We start from the raw sequence: 20,730 nt of genomic DNA, 5'->3' as shown, positions 1-20,730 counted from the left end.
TAGCTGTAAAATCAGATGCTGAGACTGCGATCGCAATTCCTCAAAATACTTAAAGCCACCGCCTCCGCTACCTTAATACCATCGATACCAGCTGAGAGAATTCCCCCTGCGTATCCCGCGCCTTCACCAGCTGGATAAAGTCCGACTGTATTCAAACTCTGATAATCCTCATTGCGTTTAATCCGAATCGGTGATGAAGTGCGGGTTTCCACCCCAGTCAACACAGCATCCTCCATCGCAAATCCTTTAATTTGTTTGTCAAAAGCGGGAAGTGCTTCCCGGATGGCAGCGATCGCATAATCTGGTAAACTCTCGCTCAAATCACCCAAATGGACTCCAGGTGTATAAGACGGCTTAACAGTGCCCAATGCTGTAGAGGGACGATGATTGAGAAAGTCTCCCACCAACTGCCCTGGAGCTTCATAAGTCCCACCGCCCAACTCAAAAGCCCGTTCTTCTAAGCGCCGTTGGAAGTCAATTCCCGCCAAGGCATTACCTGGATAATCTTCGGGGGTGATGCCCACAACGATTGCACTATTGGCATTGCGCTCATTTCGAGAGTATTGGCTCATCCCATTGGTGACAAGTCGCCCCGGTTCTGATGCGGCTGCAACCACCAAGCCCCCCGGACACATACAAAAACTATAGACGGAGCGACCATTTTGGCAATGGTGAACCAGTTTGTAATCGGCAGCACCTAAAAGCTTATGACCCGCCTGAGCGCCGAAACGGCATTGGTCGATGAGAGACTGAGGATGTTCGACCCGAAAGCCAATGGAAAAAGGTTTAGCCTCGATGTAAACCCCACGATTATATAGCATTTGGAAAGTATCGCGGGCGCTGTGACCCACCGCCAAAACCACATAATCGCTGGCAATATATTCCCCACTGGCGAGGGTGATTCCCCGCACCTGCCCATTTTCGATGTTGATATCTTCCACCCGACTTTCAAAGCGAATTTCACCGCCGAGGGATTCGATTTGGGCGCGGATACTTTGGACGATTCCGACTAGTTTGAAGGTGCCGATGTGTGGTTTGTTGATATAGAGAATTTCCGGTGAGGCTCCCGCATTGACCAATTCTGTCAACACTTTGCGTCCATAATGCTGAGGATCTTTAACCTGACTGTAGAGTTTGCCATCAGAGAATGTACCCGCACCACCTTCGCCAAACTGGGCATTAGATTCTGGGTTGAAGTCTGATTTTTTCTTCCAAAAGCCAAAGGTATCAACGGTGCGATCGCGAACTTTTTTGCCACGTTCTAAAATGATTGGACGGAAGCCCATTTGCGCGAGCATCAAACCCGCAAACAAGCCACAAGGACCTGTACCAATGATGATAGGGCGAATCGCCAAATTGCTGGGTGCTTGTGCTACTGGGCGATAACTCATGTCTGGCGTGGCAATTACATGAGGATCTTTTTTCAGGCGCTTGAGTAGATGAATCTCCTGAGTCGTTTCTACATCCAGAATATAAACAAAGGTGATCTCTCCTTTCTTACGGGCATCGTAGCTACGCTTGAAGATAGAATAGCTGATCAATTCTTCGTCTGTAATTTGCAGCTTTTTGAGGATGACAGCCTTGATCTCATCTTCAGGATGATCAAGCGGGAGCTTTACTTCTGTTAGTCGTAACATAGCGAGGAGAAATTCATACTATCTTTTAAAATATTAATCAAAATCACTGTGGCGCGTTAGTGTAGCTTGCCGTAGGTATCGCTGATTTCCAGGGTTTAAACAAACGTGAGTTCGATAAACCTCTCCCTGCCTTGAACTAAAGTTTAAGTTTGTCGCTCTCCGATTTGGTTACGGTGTACACACAAGCTTAAAAATTTAGCTTGATAATGACTTTCCTTATTCTTATGCAATGGCATTGTCAGTCGCTACATTGGCATTGTTAGTCGATGCATTAACATTGCCAGTCAATGCATTGGCATTATCAGTCAATGCAATGGTATTGCCAGTCGATGCAATGGCATTGCCAGTCGATGCATTGGCATTGCCAGTCGATGCATTGGCATTGCAGGTCAAGAGACTTATGTGTACATTGGGGATTTCAAAGCCTCTCAACCTTTCGGGGCTACGCTGTACACACAAGTTATTGCATTCCCCAAAAGTCCTCTAAAACCTCACCCTGTCTTATCTTTAATCCCTCTCCTTACTAAGGAGAGGGACAGGTTTTACGTAGTAAAACCAGGGTGAGGTATCTCAAGGGCTGTGAGACTTACAGCAGAATTCAAGTATTTGAACCACATCTGTCGTAAGGGCACAGCATTGCTCATTGGTGTCAACTTAAGCGCAAACCCCTTTAAAACCTCGTTTCCAGCCAGAGGCTGGAAATGCCGCTCCTGGCGGCAGAGCCGCCAGCAAGGGAGGCGGAGCCTCACATAGGCATTCCCAGTCGGAGACTGGGAACGAGATAAACGAAACAATCTAAAAGCTAGTTATAGACTGGTTTTCACGTTAAGTTGACACGTATGAGCATTGCTGTGCCCCTACCGCGTGGTCTATTTACCTGAAAATAGCTGTACCATAAATTACGTTCATAAAGACTTGTGTGTACACCGTAGCCGTGTTGCCAGAGGAATGGAAGCGGGGTTTTTAATATACTTTACGACTTTTCAAACATCCTCTTAGAGGTCTTTTAATGATCGCTACTTAGACAGATAAAATACAACCCGTCGAACTCGCGTTAAACAAGACTGACAGCCGCCTCTAACATTCGTATTATCCCAAGTTCAGCATCTATTTCCACTTCCACACCGATTGGCAAAGTAAATTTATCTTTAATATGACCAATCATTGAACCATACCAAGCAGGAATACCTAAAGGAAGTATATGGTCTTGCAATACTTGCATTAATGTAAATGATGGTTCATCTCCAAGTTTACATTTAGTGCATTGCCCAAAGATAAAGCCAGTAATTTGATTAAGTATCCCAGCAGTTTTTAACTGCGTCAGCATCCTATCTATACGGTAAACATCCTCGCCAACTTCTTCCACAAATAGAATGCTTTTATTCCATGAAGGTAGGTAAGGTGAACCTACCATTGCTGATAGCACTGATAAGTTTCCACCCACAAGTTTACCCCTCGCCTTTCCCGGTGCGATTATCTCCACTCGCACTTCGCTAGGGTTGAGATTCTGCATAGTCACCGCTTCACCATTAAATAGAATGCGCTTGAAGTAATCGACTGTAAATTGATTCCAAGTAGACGTGGCAACTGGCCCATGAAAAGTAATCAACCGACTACGGGCATTAATTGCTAACAACAACGTAGTAATATCGCTGTAGCCCATGATAATTTTCGGATTGGAGCGGATCAGCGAGTAGTCTAATAGGGGTAAAATGCGATTACAACCCCAACCACCACGCATGGGAATAATTGCTTTTATGGTGCGATCGCTAAACATCAAGTTTAGATCATCAGCGCGATCAATATCTTTACCCGCTAAATAGCCGTAACGATCTAAAATATGCTTCCCCAGCTTGACTTTTAACCCTAATTGTGAAATTGACTGCTGCGCTACTTCGATGTCTTTGGCGTCAACGATACCCGCAGGGGAAATCAATCCTACAGTATCGCCCACTTGCAGGTGGGGCGGCTTGCGGATGGTGTTTGGGAATAGCTTACCTTGGGCGCTAAGTGATGGTATCTGGGTAGCTAAGGTAGCTAATCCAGAGATTGCGAGAAATTGCCGACGCTTGATAGTCATAACCATTGAGTTGGGGACTAGAGACTGTTTTCCTAATACCCAGTTTTGTATAGAGTAGTTATAGCAAGCGTAAATCATTCGTCAACAACAAGATTCCCGACGCTCTAAGGGCGAAAATTCAAAGTCTCTCTCCTAAAAGGCTACGGTATACACACAAGTCATCGAATTACCCAAAACAAAAGAAAAACCTCACCCTATCCTATCTTTAATCCCTCTCCTTACTAAGGAGAGGGACAGGTTTTGCATAGCAAAACCAGGGTGAGGTTTCTCAGAGGCTATGAGACTTAACCGTAAATTGCCTCATCAAAGTGTGTACACCGTAGCCTTTTAGGAGAGATAAATAGAGGTGAGGTTTTCCAGATCCCGTGAAAAGTCAAGGTTTAACTGACATTAATACTAAACCTCTGCGACTTCATCAACTAACCCATCTGAAATCATAAATCCATTAGGAGCAAATTTACCATCAGCGTCTAATAAACCAGGGATAGCATAGATAAAATCTGCATTACCAATTACAGGCAAAAAATGGTCATATAATTGCATCGCCTGTAAACAACTATTGATATTAGAAGCTGCTGAATTATATGCTTCCATATTTTCTGCAAGAACACTCAATAATCGGCGATTATTCGCAATTTTTTCTTCAGCTTCTTGTTCCAATGTTTTCTCTAAATAAGTACGCGCCTGTGGGTATAGCTGCAAAATTTCATCCGCTTGCTGATCTGCCATTGGTAATAACTGAGTTTTCAGGGTTTGGTTGATGGTTTGACGGAAAGATTTACGAATAGTTTGAGAAACTTTTGGCTCAAAATCTAACTTCAATAACTGCCTAATTGCTGGCTCTGCTTCCACGATACTTTCAGCGTCGTAACCTTGAGAAGTTTGTAACAAAGTCTGGCGAAATTGATATATAGAAAAAGTGCCTTCATCGTAAAATCTCGGACTTTCTCGCACAAAACGATCGCACTCTACACTAGCTGCACTCACCAATGCTTGAGTAACTCCTTTTTCTGAAATTCTAATCTGTTGTTCAATTCCGCCATCATGATCTAATAAACGATACAACTTGCGATAATATTCTGACTTGCGAATTCTTTCAATCAATCGCTGGAAATAATTCGCAACTACTTGCTGAGAAGATTCAATCAAAATATCTTCTAATTGATTTGCTAAGTAATAAAATGCCTCTACTAAAATAGCAATTAAAGGCGCAGTAGCGTTGCGAGGATGACTGATGGTTGCACGTCGATAAGCATCAGCTACAGAAAAACTATCTAGTAACTCATCTAGACGGCGAATCATTCGTGATTGCAATTGCTTAAAATCTGCTTCAAAAGCATCACATGAATTATTAATTATTTGGTTAATTTCTTCTGTGATATGCTCACTAAATTCTCTACCAATTTGCTGGAGTTGCTGATTTAGGCGTTGCAACTCTTGCGCCTTCATAGTCTCAATTTCTTGGGGCTGGCTATCTAAATTACGTTGTACATTCTGATAATGTTTCTTCAGTTTCATACAAACATCTTCCAAGTCATCAGCAAGATTTTTAAACAATTGTGGACGCTTTTCTTCAGCAAGATAGCGAGTAATAGCTGTGCGAAATTCCTCAGTTCCACTATCTTGAATTAGCTTTTCTATAAGTTCATTTCCCCAATCTCCCAGAATCCGCACATAATTTTCATTTGGAGTTTCAAAGGCGTTAACAGAGACACGGAATTTAGTGGAAGACAACTTTCCTGAATTTACACAGTAGTTGTTAAACGCATAGACAAATTGTGGTGTTTCTTCTTTACCATCTAAACCTTTAGGATTCTCTGCAAAAACCGAATCTAAACCAAATCTATCTCGTTGAGTTGTCTGTTTAATCTGACTACCGTAAAAGCCTAATAATCCACTCGTTTTATAAACCTTGTTTGGATTGTGAAATTGCCCACTAATTAAATCATCTAATCGTTGTCGTAGTTCGGTATTATACCAAGTTTCATCGATGCGATTGAAGATATAGAAGACGCGATCGCGTACTCCCCCATTCTCCCGCATTAATTCCAAAAGTTCTGTTTCTTCTTTTGTCATGTCACCTGCCGAAGCAGGTTTTAGCACACATACCACCGCCGAAGTATCAGAATGTTGAATTTTGGCATAAGTTAGCTGTGCATCTTTTTCTACTGGTGCATCTATACCCGGCGTGTCAATAATTACATTTCCATCTTGTAGCAGAGGATGATTACAGTAATATTCTATCCGCTTCAATACTGCACTATTACTACCACGACGGGCATATCCAGCAGCTTCCTTGAGGTTAAAAAAGTTAAATTGCTCCATCGAATATGTAGCATTATTAACCGTGTTGATGCGATCGCGGTTTGCTATATATCCCTCTAGCAAAAAGATTAACGCCTTCGCCTGTTTTGCACGTTCTGATTTACTCTCACCACCCTCCTGCTGAATAATAACTTCTGAACCTTGACGTAGCAAGTTAATTACATCAGCTTGGTTGATATTAGGTACTGTCTTAAATCCTAGCTGCTGACACAAAGAAACTGCTTGTTCTCGAATTTCTACTTCACTTAAAAATGTCAAAACAACACGTTCTTTATCTACTTCTGCATACTCAATTTTGCATTCTGTACCTGTAGCGTGTCCTTCTGCACTGTAGAGTAATTCCCTCTCCAATAGTGCATTGATTAGCATTGATTTCCCAGCACTAAACACACCCGCAAACACAATCTCAAACTTGGGAGAAATTGCCTTACTTAAGGAAGTTTTTATAGGTGTAATATCTTGGGAACGTAACGCTGGTTCTTGCTGTAAAAGTTGTAATATCGACTCAACCTGTTCTTTCAAATTTTGGCACTGAAACGGTAAATCTGACATATTTAGCATCCTGACAATATTTATGTATAGCAATCCGATTTCATGTTTGAAAAATCTAAGTATATGTAGGGTGCGTTACGGCGGAGTCCGTAACGCACCAAAGCCTTCGGACGGTGCCGTACTCTCGTCTAACACACCCTACGCGTATTTCAAAAATCAAATATGAGTCCTATATATATTATTAAAATTTCTTGTCTGGCTGGCTCAGTATAATAGCTGAGATATTTGATGTACTTTGGCTGCGTGATATCACTTAAGGTACAAATATCATATCCGTTGAATTGCCCATATCTCACCGCGCCTATTGCTATTATGCAACGCCGCATTTTATGCTAAGTGCCTTAGATATGCCGGCTGTATAAAATATCTATCTTTAGACATAGTTTTTTAAAAATGTCTTGTTAGCCAGTAGACTTCGCATGGTGGATTGACTTCAATATCTTTACAAATGTTATGATTTATATTATTGTGATGTTATGATTTGTATTATATTTTTAAGTTACCGACTAGTAAAACTTTTGCTGGTTTAAGCTAAAACAGCTTAATTTAGGAGTATAAAGGCAATTCAAGCAAATTTAGAAAGTTTTAACACACAACGGTTCCTTAATAAACTTAACCTTTTGTTACCAGTAACTCAGATATATTTAAAATCTGAATTTTCAGAAGTTACCGAGGTATGTGTGTTGAATACTGAGCAGTGAGTTGACTGAATCAGGAGTTGTACTGTGATTCTGAATAAAATGTACTGAGTCATGTTTGTTTTTAGCCATTTTAGAGTTTGAGACTAATGCAGAAAAACAGCCAAGTAACGATTAATCAGGGTTCTAATCTCAAATTCAAGCTTGCAGATCAACAATACGATCAGTTTTATAGGCTAGAATTTTTTCGGAATCGTACAGTTGGAAAGCCACTAAAGTTAAACGTAGTGGAATGAATCTGAATTAAGATGAATTTCCCAAATTTAAAGTCAATAATCCACGCAATAAACAGGCAAGTATTATGCCAATTTCTTGATAATGGGGCTATTTGACTCGTTTGAGGTTACGCCGAATTAAAGGTTAACCCACCTACAGAATTTACTCAAATGAATGGTGTTGTTTAATAACATTGCCAGTCAGCAATAAGCATTAGCTTTTTATTGAGAGCTAATTTTCTACTGTCTTTAATCTGAAAGGATAAAGAGCAGAATAGCTTGCTGGCATACATTAGAGTAAATCGGAATTATTACCGAAATCTCACAACTTTTTTAATTTGGAATAGGGCAATAGACATGAATAAAGTTCAAGCATCGTTTGAAGCTACAGAAGCTGCTTTTCACGTACAAGGTTACGAAAAAATCGATTTTAGTCTTGTTTATGTGAATGGTGCATTTGATATTAAAAACAGAGAAATAGCAGATAGCTATGCGAAATTTGGTCGCTGTTTGACTGTAATTGATGCCAATGTCCATGAACTTTATGGCGAGCAGATCAGGTCATATTTCAGACACTATGACATTGATCTCACAGTATTTCCGATCATCATTACTGAAACAGCGAAAAGCCTTGCAACTTTTGAAAAAATTGTTGACGCTTTTTCGGACTTTGGCTTAGTTCGTAAGGAACCAGTCTTAGTCGTCGGTGGTGGTCTAATAACTGATGTGGCTGGGTTTGCTTGTGCTTCTTACCGTCGCAAGAGTAACTACATTCGCATTCCTACCACGTTGATTGGTTTAATTGATGCGGGTGTTGCGATTAAGGTAGCAGTTAATCATCGTAAGGAAAAAAATCGCTTGGGAGCATATCATGCACCTTTGAAAGTGATCCTCGATTTCTCATTTTTGAAAACTTTACCAACAGCTCAAGTTCGTAATGGTATGGCAGAGTTGGTGAAAATTGCTGTAGTTTCTAACTCTGAAGTCTTTGAACTGCTATACGAATATGGGGAAGAACTGCTTTCTACTCACTTTGGACATGTGAATGCTACACCGGAAATTAAAGAGATTGCCCATAAAGTCAACTACGAGGCAATCAAAACCATGTTGGAGTTAGAGACTCCTAACTTGCATGAAATAGACCTTGATCGCGTCATCGCTTACGGTCATACTTGGAGTCCTACCCTAGAATTAGCACCTCAGATACCCCTATATCATGGTCACGCGGTCAATATAGATATGGCTTTGTCTGCAACCATTGCAGCACAACGGGGCTATATTCCAACAGAGGAGCGCGATCGCATTCTAGACTTGATGAGTGGTATAGGTTTATCACTCGATCATCCTCTACTAGATGGCGATTTGCTCTGGTATGCTACCCAGTCTATAAGCTTGACACGAGATGGTAAACAACGTGCAGCCATGCCTCGTCCGATTGGTGAGTGCTTCTTTGTCAACGATCTGACTCGTGAAGAACTTGATGCGGCCCTAGCTGAACACAAACGTCTTTGTGCTAAATACCCTCGTGGCGGAAAAGGTGTTGATGCATACATTGAAAGTCAAGAAGCCAAGCTATTGGGGGTGTGAAGATATGACGAGTGTTTTAGGACTCAAAACAGCTAGACCGATAACGCCACATAGCATCTTAGTAGCCCAATTACAGCAAACCCTCAAATTAGCCCAAGAGAACAACATTCCCGTAGAGATATTAGATTCTTTGCGGCAGGGAGTTCAATTAGCAGTGGGTTTAGATCCCTACTTGGATGATTACACCACCCCCGAATCGAGCGCATTAGCAGCATTGGCGCAAAAAACCAGCAAGGAAGACTGGAGCAAGCGTTTCAGCGATGGTGAAACAGTGCGTCAACTAGAGCAAGAAATGCTCTCAGGACATCTTGAAGGACAGACATTGAAAATGTTTGTTCATATCACCAAGGCAAAGCGCATTCTAGAAGTAGGAATGTTCACAGGGTATTCAGCCTTGGCAATGGCAGAAGCATTACCAAGTGATGGGCAACTCATCGGTTGCGAAGTAGATCCCTATGTGGCTGAATTTGCTCAAGCTTGCTTTGGTGAGTCTCCCCACGGTGACAAAATCGTTGTGGAAGTAGCACCTGCTTTACAGACACTCCACAAGCTGGCTGCGAGAAAAGAAGTATTTGATTTTATCTTCATCGATGCCGATAAAAAGGAGTATGTAGAGTACTTCCAGGTCATTTTGGATAGTAACTTGCTGACTCTTGATGGGTTAATCTGCGTGGATAATACTTTGTTGCAGGGACAAGTTTATCTACCACCAGAACAACGCACCGCTAACGGTGAAGCGATCGCTCAGTTCAACCGTGTTGTCGCCGCCGATCCTCGTGTAGAGCAAGTTCTGTTACCCATACGAGATGGTGTTACCTTGATTAGACGCGTTGTCTAATCGAGAGATGAGCAAAGAAGTCTGAGCCTTGGCTCAGACTTCAAAGGGATGAAGAAGATAAGAAGGAATAATTTTTCGCTTGCTTCCTCATCTCCCCCTGCTCCCTGATCTTTCCATACTTTCAAAGACTTATGGCACAATCAATTTCTTTATCTCTGCCTCAGTTTATCTGTCCCCAAGTCTTTTAAAATCACAGATCCTCAGGCATTGCTGAATCTAGGGATGATTCTTGTGGGGTGGGCATCATGCCCGCCCGAAAATACAAGGGACGCGCATCTTGCCCATCCCACAAAAGCAGCAAAATCATCCCGCAAATATGCAACGCTGATCCTCAAAGTTATCAATTTCGATTTTAATCAAGAAACTCGCAAATATATTATAAAACTATATTTATATAGTTAAATAGCGATGCAATTTATCAATTACTCTTCTTTTTAGAGTTTGCGATCGCGTTTTCCAAATCTCCTCACCTCAAGCTCTTTTTTACAATTGCAGTTGTTAACAGTACATAGGAAGATGAATCATGCCAGTACTTCGTATCCTTCATTTAGTTGGATCTCCATACAATGATTTTTACTGTGAGTTGTCACGCAATTACGCCCAAAGCTGTCTGATAGCTACGGCAAATCCATCGCTCTATGACTTTCAGATTGCATACATCACACCCGATCGCCAGTGGCGATTTCCTTCCTCTCTCAGTCTTGAAGATATTACTGTCGCCAAACCGATGTCTCTGTTAGATGCCGTACAATTTATAACAGCGCAAAACATTGACCTGATGTTGCCACAAATGTTTTGTATCCCTGGAATGACTCACTACCGCGCACTATTTGACCTGCTGAAGATCCCTTACATCGGCAATAGTGCGGATGTCATGGCAATAACGGCTCACAAAGCCAGAACCAAAGCAATTGTCGCAGCAGCAGGGGTGAAAGTGCCTTTTGGAGAACTGCTGCGCCCAGGAGACGTTCCGACAATTACACCTCCAGTAGTCATCAAACCCGCAAATGCTGACAACTCTTTAGGGGTGTCTTTAGTCAAAGAGGCTAGTGACTATGACGCTGCGCTGAAGAAAGCATTTGAATATTCAGATGAGGTGATCGTAGAAGAATTTATTGAACCGGGTCGAGAAGTCAGATGCGGCATCATTGTCAAAGATGGGGAGCTAGTCAGTTTACCCCTTGAAGAGTATTTGATAGACCCCGACGAAAGACCCATCCGCAGCTATACTGACAAATTCAAGAAACCGATTGAGGGCAACTTGGGTTTAACCGCTAAGAAATATATTGCGGGTTGGATTGTAGATCCTAATGACCCAATCACCCAAAAGGTTCAGCAAGAGGTTAAGAAGTGTCATTTGGCTTTGGGCTGTCGCCATTATAGTTTATTTGACTTCCGGATCGACCCAAAGGGACAACCTTGGTTCTTAGAAGCCGGGTTGTATTGTACTTTTGACCACAATAGTGTAATTTCTTATACGGCGAACGCTGCGGGAATTCCGTTAAATGAGTTATTTATGACGGCGATCAATGAAGCGTTGGACATGATCTGATGTCCGACAAATCACCTTTTTAACAATAAAACCCTGCCTAGAATCTTGCAATTTCGGTACTGGTAATTGAGTATTTGATTGATAAAGATGCTTGCCACAGTTTACACTATCATGTCACAATTGCAACTATGAAAAAGCAGATTTTTGCAATGTTCCAAAACTTGGGCACTCTTGCATTACTGGCGATCGCATTTCCCTTTAACTGCACCCTCGTACTTGCATCGCTGCTGTGGAATTTTTTCAGCCGACGGTTAAGCAAACAAGTGGTTTTGAACGAGAATCCTAAAAATATCTTGATCGGTGGTGGTAGAATGACCAAAACCCTTCAGCTAGCGCGATCATTTCACGCGGCAGGGCATCGAGTCATTTTATTTGATCTCGACAAATACTGGTTCAGTGGTTATCGATTTTCCAACGCTGTGGCTGGCTTTTACACAGTTCCTGACTCGGAAGAAGACTTAGAAGGCTATACTCAAGCCGTGCGTGCGATCGCTAAAAAAGAAAACATAGACTTTTTTGTTCCGGTAGGTATTTTCGCTGGCAGCTACTTTGACTCCGAGCGCAAACCAGTGTTATCAGGCTGTTGCGAGAATTTCCACTTCGATGCTGATACAATGAAGATGCTGGATAACAAGTTTACCTTTGCAGAAATTGCCCGCTCACTCTCGCTATCTGTTCCAAAAACCTTCTTAATTACAGATTCCGAACAAGTTCTTAAATTCGACTTTGCCAACGAAAAGCGCAAATATATTCTCAAAACTATTGTCTATGACTCTGTTTTACGCTTGGATCTGACCAAGCTACCAATGGAGTCTCACGAAAAAATGGCGCTTCATGTTAAGAGTAAGCCAATTAGTAAAGATAACCCTTGGATATTGCAAGAGTTTATTCCCGGAACAGAGTACTGTACTCACAGTACAGTGAGAAATGGTGAATTAACGGTACACTGCTGCTGCGAATCATCTGCTTTTCAAGTCAATTACGAAAACGTTGAACACTCAGGAATTCAGGAGTGGGTGAGTCATTTTGTCAAAGAATTACAACTGACTGGACAAATTTCTTTTGACTTCATTCAGGCGGAAGATGGAACGATTTATGCGATCGAGTGCAATGCTCGCACTCACTCTGCAATTACAATGTATTACAACCATCCAGGTTTAGCGGATGCCTATCTTAGTCAAGAGCTTCCGGCTGAACCTCTGCAACCCCTGAGTGATAGTAAGCCTACTTATTGGCTTTATCACGAACTTTGGAGACTTAATGAAATTAGATCGTTAAAGCAGTTGCAAAAGTGGCTTAAGAATATTTGGCGAGGAAAAGATGCAATATTTGAAGTTAACGACCCACTACCGTTCTTAATGGTACATCACTGGCACATTCCTTTACTATTACTCGATAGTTTGCGCTCCTTACAAAGTTGGGTGAGGATTGATTTTTGCATCGGGAAACTCATACAGTTTGGAGAAGACGTAAAATATAAAACCTTTACCTCTGCAATCCCTAAGTGATAGTAAGCCTACTTTTTGGCTTGATTACAAACTTTGGAGACTTAATGAAATTAGATCGTTAAAGCAGTTGCAATCATTAGCTTAAAAATATTTGGCGAGAAAAAGATGCAATCTTTGAAGTTAACGACCTACTACCGGTCTTAATATACATCGCTGGCACATTCGTTTACTATTACTCGATAATTTGCGCTCCCTTAACCTCTGACTATCCACCAGCCACTGATTACCCTATCATCTCAAAATTATAATTATGAGAAAGTATATTTTTGTAGTGTTCCAAAACTTGGGCACTCTTGTATTACTGGCGATCGCATTTCCCTTAAACTGCATCGTCGTCTTAACTTCGCTAGTTTGGAACTTTCTTAAGCAACCATTCAGTAAGTCAATTGTTGTCAACCCCAATTCCAAAAATATCTTGATTGCTGGCGCGAGAATGACTAAAACCCTTCAGCTAGCGCGTTCATTTCATGCTGCTGGGCATCGGGTTATTATAATTGACATTGAGAAATTCTGGCCAAGTGGTAATAAATATTCCAACTCTGTTGCAGGCTTTTATACCGTTCCCGATCCCAGCAAAGACTTAGAAGGCTACGTTGAAACCCTACATGCGATCGCCAAAACAGAAAAGATTGACTTTTTTATCCCGGTAGCGATTTTTTCCGTCATCCATTATGACTCTCAAGGTAAACCACCATTACCAAACTGTGTAGAGTTTTTCCACTTCGATGCTGATATCACGAAGATCCTGGATGACAAGTTTGCCTTTGCCGAAACAGCGCGAACGTTCGGTTTATCTGTCCCCAAATCCTTCAAAATTACCGATCCTGAACAAGTCCTCAACTTCGACTTTTCTAAGGAGAAGCGCAAATACATTCTTAAAAGCATCCCCTACGATCAAGTGCGTCGCTTAAATCTCACCAAACTACCTTGCGATACAGAATTACAAACAGCAGCATTTGTCAAGAGTTTGCCCATCAGTGATCAGAACCCCTGGATTATGCAGGAATTCATCCCTGGAAAGGAATACTGCACTCACACTACCGCACGAGATGGAGAGTCAAGAATGTACTGCTGCTGTGAGTCATCCGCCTTTCAAGTCAACTACGAAAACGTTGATCAGCGAGAAATTTTGCAATGGGCGAGTCATTTTACCAAAGAACTGGGAAAAACCGGACAACTTTCCTTTGACTTCATCCAGGCAGAAGACGGAACTGTTTACGCAATTGAGTGTAACCCCCGTACTCACTCCGCCATTACGATGTTTTACAATCATCCAGGAGTAGCGGATGCCTATCTTGGTAAAGAGCCTCTGGCTGAATCTTTGCAGCCTCTTGGTGATAGTAAGCCAACTTATTGGCTATACCACGAAGTTTGGCGTCTAAATGAGATTAGATCGTTTAAGCAACTGCAAACCTGGGTAAGAAATATCAGCCGGGGGAAAGAAGCAATTTTTGAGGTGAGCGATCCCTTACCCTTCCTGATGGTACATCACTGGCAGATTCCCTTACTCATTCTCGACAATTTACGAAGACTCAAAGGTTGGATAAGAATAGATTTTAATATGGGCGAGCTTATAGAGTAATACCAATCCCCATTCTCAAGCGTTTTTCATAATTACCAATTACAAGAAGCAACCAAACTAGCCACTATCTCAACTAGTTCTTCTGGAGCGATCGGTTTAGATACATGAGTGTCAAAGCCAGCTGTTAAGGCACGGATACGAGCCTCACTATCAGCATAGGCTGTTAAAGCAATAGCGGGGACTCGTCCACCATTCTTTGGGTTGAGGGAACGGATTTTGTAGATAAAAGTGTAGCCATCCTCCCCAGGTAAGCCGATATCAGAAATTAAAACATCGGGTTGCAATTCGGATAATACTTGGCGTGCCTCTGGTGCTGAGATCACTGCTATCACTTTTGCTCCATCCATTTCCAAGACAGTAGTGATAAAAAAGCGAGTATCATCATCATCCTCAACTACCAGAATATCTAAACCAGCAAGAGTTCCAGAAGGTTGCATATTAAATGACATTTTAGCGATCGCCAATTTGAGTTGATGAAGCAATCGGCTCAGATAGCTCAATTCAGTACGAGGAACTATTGTAGATCCCAGATTCCCTGTATTGTGCCCTTGCAAATGGTCAAATCGGCGCTGCGACTGTGTATGTTACAGAACCAGAACAGATTCCCAGCGATCGCCCATTGTTGACCCTAGATAATCTGATTATTGCACCTCATATCGGCACTGCCAGCCGTTAAATGCGCTCAAAAATAGCAACAATGGCGATCGCTAACTCACAAAGTTCAAAAGTCAGTACTAAATATTATGTCCGCATAATTAGTTACGATTCCCACAGTCATTGCACCCCACCCCCAACCCCTCTCCCCGCAGGCAGGGAGGGGAGACAAAGCACAGCTTTCGCGGGGTGAGGTTCTTGGGGGCTTCTTCCCTACTCCCCACTGCCTACTCCCCACTCCCTGCCTATGGCGCTTGCGCTGCGCTTCGCGCAAATAATTTCAGAAATCAAATTGGATTCCTATATATCTACTCAATCTTTAAGTTGAATGGCAAGCGGGCGTAAACCCCCTGTGGATCGTTCATCTTTTGCAGAATCCCTAGTTCCTGTTGCAATTTCTGGAATTCATCGGTGAGGGGATTGGCTGATTTGAGTTGCGTTTTCTCAATTCCTAAAGCAGTCTGCGCCTCTTGAGTTGCACGTCCAAAAAAGCGTTCTCCGAAACTGCTAGTGCGAGGATATTCTTGCACTTCCCAATCTTCTCCTAGTTTCGCCTCCTTGACAGCATAAGCGATCGCACTATTCAAATCACCAATTTCATCCACCAAACCAATTTCCTTGGCCGCCACACCTGACCAAACCCTTCCTTGGGCAATTTCTGCGACTTTTTGTTCTGGGAGTTTGCGACCTAGAGAAACTTTATTCAGAAACATATTATAAATGCGGTTAACACTGCGCTGATAAAGTGCCAACTCTTGGGGCGATTTTGGACGCGAAACTGTTTGATTATCAGCATAGCGTGCGGTTTTCACCGTATCCCAAGTAATGCCATGATCATTAGCCAGCTTTTCACCATTAAATAGCAACCCAAACACCCCTATTGAACCTGTAATGGTATTTGGTTCGGCAAAAATGCGGTTAGAGTCGCTAGCAATCCAATAACCACCAGAGGCGGCGACATCACCCATAGACACCACTACTGGTTTCACCTCACGAGTTAATTTTATTTCTCGCTGCATGACTTCGGCTGCGGTAGCACTACCACCAGGACTATTAATCCGTAATACAACAGCCTTCACATCTTTATCTTGTCGTAGTTTGCTGAAGATTTTCGCAAAGCGATCGCCTCCTACTTGTCCATCTACTCCTTTGCCATCGACAATTTCGCCCTCAGCATAAACAACGGCAATTTGATTTTTTGAGTTACGTTCTACACCCAAAGATTTGCCGGAAACTTGGGCGTAACTATTCAGGCTAATTTGTCGGAATGTTTTGTCGTCTTGATCGCTATCTGTTAACTTTTTGAGGTCAGTTACCACTTCATCGGGGTATTGTATTTGATCAATTAAACCGCTAGTTTTGGCTTGTGTGGCTTCTAGTAGCGCCTGATTATCTGCGATCGCTTGCAACTGTCCAGGTTCAATTTTCCGACTTGCGCCCACAGCAGTGCGCCACTCTCCCCAAACATCATCCAACAATTTCTGAGTTTGTTCGCGGTTTTCTGGACTCAACTTTGTGAGGATAAACGGTTCAACAGCTCCTTTGAATTTCCCTACTCGCACGACTTGAACACCAATGCCATATTTCTGCAATGCTCCCGCGTAGAACATCGGTTGTGAACTCAAACCGTTGACTTCCATCATTCCCAGAGGATTAACTCTAATGGAATCTGCCACTGAACAAAGGTAATATTCCTTTTTACTCCAATCACTGCCATAGGCCACAATCTTTTTTCCAGAAGCGCGAAACTCCTCCAGCGCTTTCCGAATTTCTTTCAGGGAGGCATAACCGACGTTACTAACTTGGCTTGTGCTGGTTGCATCCAGGTAGATCCCGACAATTCGCGGATCGCGCCGCGCCTTTTCTAAAGTTTCCACAACTTTGTGGAGTGCCATTCTGTCGTCATCCACACCTGAGATTGTGCTTTGAAACAGTTCGCCGGAACTAGGTTCGCTATCAGTAATTTTCGTTGACAAGTCAAAAACCAGCACTGACTTATCTTTCACGTTTGGCCCAATATCTTTAGAGGAGGTAGCAGCCAATATCAGCAAGAACAGTCCAGTGGTTCCCAAACCACCGAAAATAATTAGTCCTAGTAAGGTGCCAACTAAACTAGCAAAAGTTTGTTTGATAAAATTACGCATTAGTTATTAGGTATTGGGAATTGGGCATTGGGCATTGGGAATTGGGCATGGGGCATTGACAAATGACAAATGACTAATGACTAATGACCTACTTAATTTATTCTATGCGCTGTAAACTGCCAGAGTGCTTTAACTGATACAAGGTGGTGTTGCCAGTGCAAAATAAAACTGTGGTGATTTCAGCGATTAATACCTCAGCCAGTTCGGAAACTGCTGTCTCTGATGTTGCTGCTGCTTGCAAAAAAGGCATTGCTAAACCGGCTATATCTGCTCCCAAGGCGATCGCAGCTGCGACATCCAATCCATGACGCAAACCTCCTGAAGCAATTAAGGGTACATCTTTTGCGTAGGCGTAGCCCGTCGTAGACATCGCTCTAATAGTTGTAATACACTCTGCTGTCGGTAAACCCCAATTGGCAAAAGTTCTTCCTAAGCGACGTTGCAAGGGATTTTCTGCCCGTTCACTTTCTACTTTTGCCCAAGAAGTACCCCCCGCACCCGCGACATCAATTGCTGCTACCCCAGCAGCTATGAGTTTCTCGGCGATCGCTGCTGAAATGCCGTTACCAACTTCCTTCGCAATCACTGGCACTGGTAGCTTAATGCATAAGTTAGATATCTTGTCAAGTAACCCATGAAAATTAGTATCACCTTTGGATTGAATGCACTCTTGTAGAGGATTAATGTGTAAAATTAGGGCATCAGCCTCTAAGATATCAACTACCCGCAGACATTCATCTAAGCCGTACTTATAGTTAAGTTGCACAGCGCCCAAGTTCGCAAATAGCAGAACATCGGGCGCATACTTGCGGACAGCAAAAGTATCAGCCACCTGGGGTTTTTCCACCGCTACTCGCTGGGAACCGACACCCATTGCAATTTTGTAGTGTTGCGCGACTTGGGCTAAACGTTGGTTAATGATTCCGGCTTGTTCTGTTCCGCCCGTCATGGAAGAAATTAACAAGGGTGCGCTAAGGTGTTTCCCCAGAAAAGTTGTGCTGATATCAATATCGTTGTAGTTTAGTTCGGGTAAACAAGAATGGGTGAAACGATAACGTTCTAGTCCATTGGTGATTTGATCACACTGAACATCTTCCTCTAAACAGATCCGAATGTGATCGGCTTTGCGATTCTGAGTTTGTGCAGAGATATTGGTGGGGGCGTTCACTGGTGGGTATAGTTAAAAGTATTTGCGATCGCTATTGTTACATTGTCTGCAACCGTCTTTTCATAACAAAACTATTTATTTTAGCTATCTTTAGGGTACGTTACGCTATTGATAACAGAACCATCCCCCATTTTGTGAGTTAATTAATATGGTTTTACAAACAGAAAAGCGCTACTACACCCCAGAAGAATATTTGGAATTAGAAGAGAAGGCTGAATATAAAAATGAATACAAAAACGGAGAAATTTACGAATAATTGATGTGTCGCAAAGATTTATAGTGTTAGACTTTGCGACTTATTAGGCGAAAAAGAGACGAGCCGCGATGTCTACGACGGGCTACTCGGCGTTGCATTCTGTTTGTTGGCGAGCTTAACTACTAAGGTACAATTATGCGATGTCTACGACGGGCTACACCTACGCAAAGCAATGGGCATCATTCACGGTGTAAGTAGGTAGGCGTAATTAAATATAAGATCAAGCCTCACCCTCAATCCCTCTCCTTATTAAGGAGAGGGAAGCCGGAGGCAGGGTGAGGTTTTATATTTAATTTGACCCACTTACTTAATGATGCCTAATTATTGCTTGTTACGCCGTCTGTGTAGAGGCCGCTTTTGAGTCTGCGCTTGATTTTAATCGGGTGATAGTGGCTTTACGGATGCGATCGCTTTTGCGTACTCCGCCCGTCATTTCGTATTCTCGGCTGTCTTTGCCATACTTGAAAGCCACACCACTGACTAAGCGTTCTGAAGTTTCCCGAATGGTCTTTTCAAGGGTTTCTATTTCTGCCTTTGCCGAGTCAAGGGCAGTTAGCATCATATTATAATCGTCGATTTCGTTGCGGAGTTGCCCGGTTAACTGGGTTAAATGGTTTAAACTGATTGAATCACCAAAATCGAGGTTGGAATTAATTGATTTAAATCCGATTACTTTCTCTTCGGTTTTTTCTAGCACGGGAGAGCTTCTTTTTTTGCGTGTCATCAATGCAGAGTTTTTACTAAACTTTATCTTTCTAGAGTGTCTTAAAGTGACAATATAGTGGTTCAGTAAATCTTGCAAAAAACATATTTTTTTTAATAAGATTGCATTGCTAGCTCAGTAATTATAGCGTTTTCTAATCACATAACATACATCATAGCCCCCTCTCGAAGAGCGGGGAGGGGTTCTTCGCTAGACAACAAATCGTTGAGAACAGACTTGTGTTCTGAACCAACAGACTTGTGTTCTGAACCAACAGACTTGTATTGTGAACCAACAGACTTGTGTTCTGAACCAACAGACTTGTGTTCTGAACCAACAGACTTGTGTTCTGAACCAACGGACTTGTTTTCTGAACCAACGGACTTGTGTTCTGAACCAACAGACTTGTGTTCTGAACTAACAGACTTGTTGGCTGGAGGATGCTTTAGAACCAGTAGAAGATGCAACAGAAGAACAGAAAAAGGCTTTTGTAGATTTATTCAAGAATAATCGTGTGTGGTTGTTGTTGGATGCAGCAGATGAAATGTCTTCACCCCAACCATTAACTGAGATTTCCCAGCAGTTGACGGGATGGGTGAAAAATGCGCGGGTTGTGCTGACTTGTCGGGTGAATGTTTGGGAAGCAAACGCCAACGCTTTAGAAAATTTCGAGACGTATCGGTTACTCAATTTTGAATATCCGCAACAAGTGCAAAAGTTTATTGAGAAGTGGTTTCAACCTCGGAACCTCACCCCCCAGCCCCCTCTCCTTATTAAGGAGAGGGAGAGTAACAATGGGGAACAATTATGGAGGGAGTTAAATCAAGCTGAACGTCAGCGCATCCAAGATTTAGTTAAAAATCCTTTGCGGTTAGCGCTGTTGTGTAGCACTTGGCAAGGTTCTGAGCAAGGTTTACCGGAAACTAAAGCCGGACTTTATCAGCAGTTTGTGGAAGAGGTTTACAAGTGGAAAGAAAAGCACTTCCCTACCACTGAACAGCAGCAAGAGGAATTAAACGCTGCCTTGGGACGTTTGGCAAAACGGGCAATTGATCAAGAAACGTCACGGTTTCGGCTACGACATAAATTAGTGCGTGAGGAATTAGGCGATCCAAAACAGGAAAATTCTTTATTTTGGTTAGCGTTAAAGTTGGGATGGCTAAATGAAGTTGGACTAGCTGCGGAATCAGCAACGAAAGAGAAAGTTTACGCTTTCTAACATCCCACATTT

Annotated in this window: 17 protein-coding genes and 1 pseudogene; 8 read left to right on the top strand and 10 right to left on the bottom strand. The window is 42.5% G+C overall.

Annotated elements, in window-relative coordinates; translation table 11 throughout:
• Nucleotides 1-11 precede the first annotated feature (11 nt).
• The 4 genes from V7K31_RS17615 to V7K31_RS17600 form a co-directional block, all read right to left on the bottom strand.
• A complete protein-coding gene (locus V7K31_RS17615) occupies nucleotides 12-1,637 on the bottom strand; it encodes an NAD(P)/FAD-dependent oxidoreductase (protein ID WP_335095682.1) in 1,626 nt (541 codons plus the stop codon).
• A 222-nt stretch (nucleotides 1,638-1,859) separates the two neighbouring features.
• Nucleotides 1,860-2,030, bottom strand: coding sequence for a hypothetical protein (locus tag V7K31_RS17610; protein ID WP_335095681.1), 171 nt, complete (start codon nucleotides 2,028-2,030; stop codon nucleotides 1,860-1,862).
• A 661-nt stretch (nucleotides 2,031-2,691) separates the two neighbouring features.
• Nucleotides 2,692-3,717 (bottom strand): S66 peptidase family protein, encoded by a 1,026-nt coding sequence (locus V7K31_RS17605; protein WP_335095679.1) that lies wholly within the window; start codon nucleotides 3,715-3,717, stop codon nucleotides 2,692-2,694.
• A 396-nt stretch (nucleotides 3,718-4,113) separates the two neighbouring features.
• Nucleotides 4,114-6,594, bottom strand: a complete 2,481-nt coding sequence (locus tag V7K31_RS17600; RefSeq protein WP_335095678.1) for a dynamin-like GTPase family protein — start codon at nucleotides 6,592-6,594, stop codon at nucleotides 4,114-4,116.
• 1,270 nt (nucleotides 6,595-7,864) lie between these two features.
• Between V7K31_RS17600 and V7K31_RS17595 the strand changes: the two genes are divergently transcribed.
• The gene (locus V7K31_RS17595; RefSeq protein WP_335095676.1) at nucleotides 7,865-9,094 is read left to right on the top strand and encodes a sedoheptulose 7-phosphate cyclase; all 1,230 of its coding nucleotides are present in this window, start codon (nucleotides 7,865-7,867) and stop codon (nucleotides 9,092-9,094) included.
• Nucleotides 9,095-9,098: 4 nt separating this feature from the next.
• Nucleotides 9,099-9,932 (top strand): O-methyltransferase, encoded by an 834-nt coding sequence (locus V7K31_RS17590; protein ID WP_335095674.1) that lies wholly within the window; start codon nucleotides 9,099-9,101, stop codon nucleotides 9,930-9,932.
• Between the two features lie 190 nt (nucleotides 9,933-10,122).
• Here V7K31_RS17590 and V7K31_RS17585 read toward each other — a convergent pair whose 3' ends face one another.
• Entirely contained in the window at nucleotides 10,123-10,254 is a 132-nt protein-coding gene (locus V7K31_RS17585) for a hypothetical protein (protein ID WP_335095672.1), read from the bottom strand.
• Between the two features lie 201 nt (nucleotides 10,255-10,455).
• Here V7K31_RS17585 and V7K31_RS17580 point away from each other — a divergent pair, with 201 nt between their 5' ends.
• The 3 genes from V7K31_RS17580 to V7K31_RS17570 all read left to right on the top strand — a co-directional run bounded on the left by V7K31_RS17580 (nucleotide 10,456) and on the right by V7K31_RS17570 (nucleotide 14,574).
• Complete coding sequence (locus tag V7K31_RS17580) at nucleotides 10,456-11,484, top strand: D-alanine--D-alanine ligase family protein (RefSeq protein ID WP_335095671.1); 1,029 nt, start codon at nucleotides 10,456-10,458, stop codon at nucleotides 11,482-11,484.
• Nucleotides 11,485-11,612: 128 nt separating this feature from the next.
• Nucleotides 11,613-12,992, top strand: coding sequence for an ATP-grasp enzyme (locus V7K31_RS17575; protein WP_335095669.1), 1,380 nt, complete (start codon nucleotides 11,613-11,615; stop codon nucleotides 12,990-12,992).
• Between the two features lie 250 nt (nucleotides 12,993-13,242).
• Nucleotides 13,243-14,574 carry an ATP-grasp domain-containing protein gene (locus tag V7K31_RS17570; protein WP_335095668.1) on the top strand — a complete coding sequence of 444 codons (1,332 nt, stop codon included), beginning with the start codon at nucleotides 13,243-13,245 and terminating at the stop codon, nucleotides 14,572-14,574.
• Nucleotides 14,575-14,606: 32 nt separating this feature from the next.
• On the opposite strand, the gene V7K31_RS17565 is transcribed toward V7K31_RS17570, so the two are convergent.
• On the bottom strand, nucleotides 14,607-15,011 hold the full coding sequence (locus V7K31_RS17565) for a response regulator (protein WP_335095768.1): 405 nt from the start codon (nucleotides 15,009-15,011) through the stop codon (nucleotides 14,607-14,609).
• A gap of 140 nt (nucleotides 15,012-15,151) precedes the next feature.
• Here V7K31_RS17565 and V7K31_RS17560 point away from each other — a divergent pair, with 140 nt between their 5' ends.
• On the top strand, nucleotides 15,152-15,250 hold the full coding sequence (locus tag V7K31_RS17560; RefSeq protein ID WP_335095666.1) for a hypothetical protein: 99 nt from the start codon (nucleotides 15,152-15,154) through the stop codon (nucleotides 15,248-15,250).
• Nucleotides 15,251-15,536: 286 nt separating this feature from the next.
• On the opposite strand, the gene sppA is transcribed toward V7K31_RS17560, so the two are convergent.
• Together sppA and fni are read right to left on the bottom strand one after the other, a co-directional pair.
• Nucleotides 15,537-17,372, bottom strand: a complete 1,836-nt coding sequence (gene sppA / locus V7K31_RS17555) for a signal peptide peptidase SppA (RefSeq protein WP_335095665.1) — start codon at nucleotides 17,370-17,372, stop codon at nucleotides 15,537-15,539.
• Nucleotides 17,373-17,469: 97 nt separating this feature from the next.
• Nucleotides 17,470-18,540 (bottom strand): type 2 isopentenyl-diphosphate Delta-isomerase, encoded by a 1,071-nt coding sequence (gene fni, locus V7K31_RS17550; protein ID WP_335095664.1) that lies wholly within the window; start codon nucleotides 18,538-18,540, stop codon nucleotides 17,470-17,472.
• Nucleotides 18,541-18,688: 148 nt separating this feature from the next.
• Between fni and V7K31_RS17545 the strand changes: the two are divergent.
• A pseudogene (locus V7K31_RS17545) lies at nucleotides 18,689-18,787 on the top strand (Uma2 family endonuclease); the annotation flags it as partial.
• Between the two features lie 340 nt (nucleotides 18,788-19,127).
• Here the strand turns inward: V7K31_RS17545 and V7K31_RS17540 are convergent.
• Together V7K31_RS17540 and V7K31_RS17535 are read right to left on the bottom strand one after the other, a co-directional pair.
• A complete protein-coding gene (locus tag V7K31_RS17540) occupies nucleotides 19,128-19,520 on the bottom strand; it encodes a hypothetical protein (protein ID WP_335095662.1) in 393 nt (130 codons plus the stop codon).
• Between the two features lie 137 nt (nucleotides 19,521-19,657).
• The gene (locus V7K31_RS17535; protein ID WP_335095660.1) at nucleotides 19,658-19,966 is read right to left on the bottom strand and encodes a hypothetical protein; all 309 of its coding nucleotides are present in this window, start codon (nucleotides 19,964-19,966) and stop codon (nucleotides 19,658-19,660) included.
• Between the two features lie 47 nt (nucleotides 19,967-20,013).
• Between V7K31_RS17535 and V7K31_RS17530 the strand changes: the two genes are divergently transcribed.
• Nucleotides 20,014-20,718: an NACHT domain-containing protein gene (locus V7K31_RS17530; RefSeq protein ID WP_335095658.1), complete on the top strand. Its 705-nt coding sequence runs from the start codon at nucleotides 20,014-20,016 to the stop codon at nucleotides 20,716-20,718.
• Nucleotides 20,719-20,730 lie beyond the last annotated feature (12 nt).

This window comes from Nostoc sp. (assembly GCF_036917675.1).
GTDB lineage: Bacteria > Cyanobacteriota > Cyanobacteriia > Cyanobacteriales > Nostocaceae > Nostoc.
This window is presented reverse-complemented; position numbering and strand designations above follow the sequence as displayed.

Coding starts and splice junctions, on each gene's coding strand:
- V7K31_RS17580 (WP_335095671.1), top strand. CDS start 10,456: ATGCCAGTACTTCGTATCCTTCATTTAGTTGGATCTCCATACAATGAT.
- V7K31_RS17575 (WP_335095669.1), top strand. CDS start 11,613: ATGAAAAAGCAGATTTTTGCAATGTTCCAAAACTTGGGCACTCTTGCA.
- V7K31_RS17570 (WP_335095668.1), top strand. CDS start 13,243: ATGAGAAAGTATATTTTTGTAGTGTTCCAAAACTTGGGCACTCTTGTA.
- sppA (WP_335095665.1), bottom strand. CDS start 17,372: ATGCGTAATTTTATCAAACAAACTTTTGCTAGTTTAGTTGGCACCTTA.
- V7K31_RS17615 (WP_335095682.1), bottom strand. CDS start 1,637: ATGTTACGACTAACAGAAGTAAAGCTCCCGCTTGATCATCCTGAAGAT.
- V7K31_RS17600 (WP_335095678.1), bottom strand. CDS start 6,594: ATGTCAGATTTACCGTTTCAGTGCCAAAATTTGAAAGAACAGGTTGAG.
- V7K31_RS17590 (WP_335095674.1), top strand. CDS start 9,099: ATGACGAGTGTTTTAGGACTCAAAACAGCTAGACCGATAACGCCACAT.
- V7K31_RS17565 (WP_335095768.1), bottom strand. CDS start 15,011: ATGCAACCTTCTGGAACTCTTGCTGGTTTAGATATTCTGGTAGTTGAG.
- V7K31_RS17540 (WP_335095662.1), bottom strand. CDS start 19,520: ATGACACGCAAAAAAAGAAGCTCTCCCGTGCTAGAAAAAACCGAAGAG.
- V7K31_RS17595 (WP_335095676.1), top strand. CDS start 7,865: ATGAATAAAGTTCAAGCATCGTTTGAAGCTACAGAAGCTGCTTTTCAC.
- V7K31_RS17605 (WP_335095679.1), bottom strand. CDS start 3,717: ATGACTATCAAGCGTCGGCAATTTCTCGCAATCTCTGGATTAGCTACC.